The following is a 3916-nucleotide window of genomic DNA, read 5'->3' on the forward strand; positions in this document are numbered from 1 at the left end:
GGCATGTCGAGGAAGTGATGCAGATCAGCGACCAACACGTCGCCACACTGTACCGGCGCCAAGCCACGGTGTTCTTGCGTACCGACCGTCGGTGGCTTTGCCTGCCATCATGACTCGTGATGTTGCGATGTACCGCCAAGGTGTTGGCGCTGCTGGGGGTGTCTGAGCCGGCCATCGGCGAAGCGTGCGCGCGGGACTGGTATGCCCACCTGGTCTGGATCGACCGGCGCAAATGCCTGCTGGTGACCCATGCCGGGACCTTGTTCCCGGTGTTCATGCCGAACGTCACCGCCGCGGGGCTGCGCCCGATCGGACCGCCCGTCGTCTCGGCGATCCAGGCCGCGCTGCAAGCCGAAGGGCTGCCCGCCGATACGCTCGGCAATCTTGCCCCCAGCAGGTGGCCGTGGCCAAGACCGCCGACCGCCGCATCCTGGGCACCATCAACGACCTAGCGTTCACCACCGAACACGTCATCGCCACCGCTGGCGGCCTGGCCCGCTGCGACATCGACGCGCTGCACCACGGCCTGCATCGCACCATCAACAGCATCACCGGCTACATCCCACCGATCGACCTGGTCACCGCCAGCCATCATGGCCAGCGGTAAAAGCTGGCAGATGCGGGCAGGTAGACCCTCACACGTATAGCGGCGATCCCTTACTGAGTCGTACCGGCGTCGCGACCCGAGGTCGCTACGCGGTGGCCGAAATGGGCTCTGCGGAGCCGGTGTTGGAACTCATGGAGGCGGGCGGCGGCCGCAGTTCACGGGGTGGGTCAAGCAGTGATCGGCGTAAGTCTTGCAGCAATCGGGTGCCGACCGGTGTCATGGTCAGCCCGCGCCAATCGGCCGAGGCTCGGTCGAGTACCGCCCACTCCAGGCTGATGGCGTAAGTCGATGAATAAGACATCTGTGGGGCAACGCTTTTGGGTAGATCTGTTCGATTGCCGCAATCAGGCCCTTGGCGCCGTCAAAGACGACCAGCAGCGGACAGCCAAGGCCGCGTTCGCGCAGATCGGTCAGGAAATCGGCACACGCCGGTCGACTCGCCGGTCCCGGGGGTCAACCCAACGAACACCGGCTTGCCCTCGGTAGTGATGCCCCAGGCGGCCAACATCGGCTCGGCCGGTGACCCGGGGTGCATCCGAAAGAAGCTGGCGTCTAAAAACAAGTAGTCCAGCGTGATCTCGTCGAGTCGGCGACGCGCCCACGACTGGTATTCGGCTCGAATCGCCTTGCACACTTCCAGCACCGTGGATTTGGAGATCGCGGCCGGATCACCGAGTGTTTCACCAGGGTGGCCTCCACGTCGCGCACCGACAGCCCGCGCACGAACGAGGCGATCACCAGCGTCTCCAGCGCGTTGGTTTTCGTCACGTGCTTGCTGAACAACCGCGACGCGAACGCTGCGGTCCTGCCGCGCACCTTTGACCGCTCCAGCGTGACCGGCCCGGTGATGGTTTTGACCGTCACCGGCCGATACCCGTTGCGTGAACCGTCGTTAGCGTCGGGACAGGCGGCGGTGCGTTGGTAGCGTTCGCGGCCAAGGAACTCGGTGACCTCGGCCTCCAGGGCCGCCTGCATCAAAGCTGGGCGCCCAGGCGGGCGACTTCTTCAAGGATCTCCGGCAGCTCGCGATCCTCGCCAAACAAGGCGTGGATCTTGGTGCGGATACGGTCGATGGGCTGATACTCGAACAGGCACGGGCGCGACTCCTTCTTCACAGACTTGCAGGTCGTGAAGCGGAACCTACGCCCGTCCTCCCTATTTACACCGGATTCCGGACACAACCCCGCTAACGTCCACTGTGGTCATGCCATCTCGTCACGCAGGACGACAGGCAACGGCCGCACCGGGAGAAACTGGGAACTTTCACTTAGCGCCATCAAAGACGCTGCACAGCCGGCGCGCTCGGCCATCGGCTCGCCGGCACGATCGCGGGCCATCAGATCTGAATCTCCACTAAGCCAGTGGGCTTCCCTGATGAGTCGGTGTTAACATTTTGTTCAACCCCTTGTGTGGCATGATAAATTCCACCAATTCGGCGAAAGGGCTGGTCGCCAACGCACATGACAGTCGCTCACAGTCGCGGTAAAGGAGATCAACGTCGGGAGAGGATTCTCGCGGCGGCCGCGCAGCAGATCGCCGACCGCGGATACCACGCGGCGTCGATGGCGGATATCGGCGATTCTGCTGGTGTCGTCGGTCCGGCGATCTATCGTCACTTCGACAGCAAAGCAAGCTTACTGACGGCACTCTTCGAGCAGGTGATCGATTCCCTGCTGCGACGCGCTTCTTTGATTGTGGAGAAAAGTAAAAGCGAGACCGAGGCGCTGACAGCGCTAGTGGCAGACCACGTAGCCCTCGTCTTGGATCAACGCGAGCTTGCCATCGTCTACTACCGTGAACTTCACAATCTCACTGCGCAGCACCGCAGCCGGTTGCGCCGCAAACAACGTCTGTATCTTGAGGAGTGGGTGCACGTACTGAGTGAGTTGCGTCCCGAACTAGACGAAATCGGCCTACGTGTCGTAGTGCACGGAGCGATCGGCGCCATCCAGTCGACGCTTCAGTACGGTGAAACCGGGATGGCGACCGAGCGCACAACTGCGCTACTGACTCAAATGGGTCACGCTGTACTTGGCGTCGACCCGCTGTAACCGAGACGACGTGCGTCGGCCACTCAGCTACGGGCCGACGGACTTCTGCGATCCATCTGCTTCGAACAATTCTCGGCTCCAGTATTCCAAGACCGCGGTACTATCCCAGTCGTCTGGATGGAAGCCGCGTTGCGTGTAAGAGCGAAAGCGCCGCAGTGCGTCCGCAGTAAAAATCGGGCTACGGGAAAATCGATAGAGGCTGCGCAACAGGCGAATGGGATTGTAGGACGCGCGATCTGCGGCCATTGAAAGGGCCGTATGGGCGAACAACTCGGCGAAAAGGATTACCGAAGCGATGCGCATGCCGCGGATACGCATCTGCTCGGTGCCCCCGATTGTTTGATAGACATCGAAAGCCACCGCCTTATGTTCGGACTCTTCAAACGCATGCCAAAGAAGAATCGATCTCACTTCGCCATTGCCGATGAGTTGGCGGGCGCTTTCGCTAGTGAGGATTATCTCCGCCAGTGTTGCGGTATAATGCTCTAACGCTGAGGTCAGTGACAGTCGCATCGCTGGAGAAAGACGCTTTTCGAGTCGCTCTATCAGCCTGCCTACGTGGCGGTCAATACGCGCGGTGGGATATCCCATGGTCTGAAGGCGCTCGTTCAATAGTCGATGCTGGTATCGGTGCGTCGCTTCTTGGCCCACAAAGCCTTTTACCGCCTCTTGCAGGCTTGCGTCGATCACCGAAGTTCGGAATTGGCGCACTGATCGTATGAAGAAATCTTCTCCCTCCGGAAACGTCGCCGATAGTACGGCTATGAAATGACTCATCACAAGATCGTCGTCTACGAAATGCTGTCGGCGATTCCCTGACGGCATCGCAAACGTCACTCGTCGTGGTGTTGGTAGAACGCGAGTATTCCGAGAAGCTTTGTCTTCAAGCATGTTCGCTCTGACCTTTCGGGAGGAGGCAGCTCTGTGTGTCCGACCTGACGGCGCGGCACGTTTACAGATATATATTGAAAGTAAATATATCGACAGAAGTGCCCTTTTGCAAGCGTAGTCTTATGTGTGCATGGCGGTGTCGGCTCGGTCTAGAAGTGAGCGGGCGGGTGGCCCAGGATCGACTACATTTTGGGCAAGTCGAGCCACCCAAACTGCAGCCGGTGTGACACTCCTACGGGAATCGGCTTGGCGGTGTCGGCGGCAACTGAATCGTGACCAGAGCGCGCGACACTGATCAGAATTCAGTTGCTGTTGAGAGGCGGCCCCAGAGGATGAAGTACGAGCATGTGGGTAGGGCAATCAACTC

General features: G+C 60.3%; 6 protein-coding genes. 3 read left to right on the forward strand and 3 right to left on the reverse strand.

What is annotated here, in order from left to right; translation table 11 throughout:
• Positions 1 to 119: 119 nt before the first annotated feature.
• Complete coding sequence (locus tag VXD91_RS20930) at positions 120 to 452, forward strand: hypothetical protein (protein ID WP_234785615.1); 333 nt, start codon at positions 120 to 122, stop codon at positions 450 to 452.
• Positions 404 to 607, forward strand: coding sequence for a hypothetical protein (locus VXD91_RS20935; protein ID WP_318986927.1), 204 nt, complete (start codon positions 404 to 406; stop codon positions 605 to 607). The genes VXD91_RS20930 and VXD91_RS20935 overlap by 49 nt, the downstream gene beginning before the upstream one ends.
• Before the next feature lie 552 nt (positions 608 to 1159).
• Here VXD91_RS20935 and VXD91_RS20940 read toward each other — a convergent pair.
• Both VXD91_RS20940 and VXD91_RS20945 read right to left on the reverse strand, forming a co-directional pair.
• Positions 1160 to 1582, reverse strand: coding sequence for a transposase (locus tag VXD91_RS20940; protein ID WP_318986926.1), 423 nt, complete (start codon positions 1580 to 1582; stop codon positions 1160 to 1162).
• Positions 1582 to 1722, reverse strand: coding sequence for a hypothetical protein (locus tag VXD91_RS20945; RefSeq protein ID WP_318986925.1), 141 nt, complete (start codon positions 1720 to 1722; stop codon positions 1582 to 1584). The genes VXD91_RS20940 and VXD91_RS20945 overlap by 1 nt, the downstream gene beginning before the upstream one ends.
• A gap of 345 nt (positions 1723 to 2067) precedes the next feature.
• On the opposite strand from VXD91_RS20945, the gene VXD91_RS20950 reads away from it, so the two are divergent.
• Positions 2068 to 2658 (forward strand): TetR/AcrR family transcriptional regulator, encoded by a 591-nt coding sequence (locus VXD91_RS20950; RefSeq protein WP_318986924.1) that lies wholly within the window; start codon positions 2068 to 2070, stop codon positions 2656 to 2658.
• 27 nt (positions 2659 to 2685) lie between these two features.
• On the opposite strand, the gene VXD91_RS20955 is transcribed toward VXD91_RS20950, so the two are convergent.
• Complete coding sequence (locus VXD91_RS20955; RefSeq protein WP_071288462.1) at positions 2686 to 3549, reverse strand: metal-dependent hydrolase; 864 nt, start codon at positions 3547 to 3549, stop codon at positions 2686 to 2688.
• Positions 3550 to 3916: the final 367 nt, after the last annotated feature.

The organism is Mycobacterium sp. SM3041, assembly GCF_039668335.1.
Taxonomy (GTDB): Bacteria; Actinomycetota; Actinomycetes; order Mycobacteriales; family Mycobacteriaceae; genus Mycobacterium.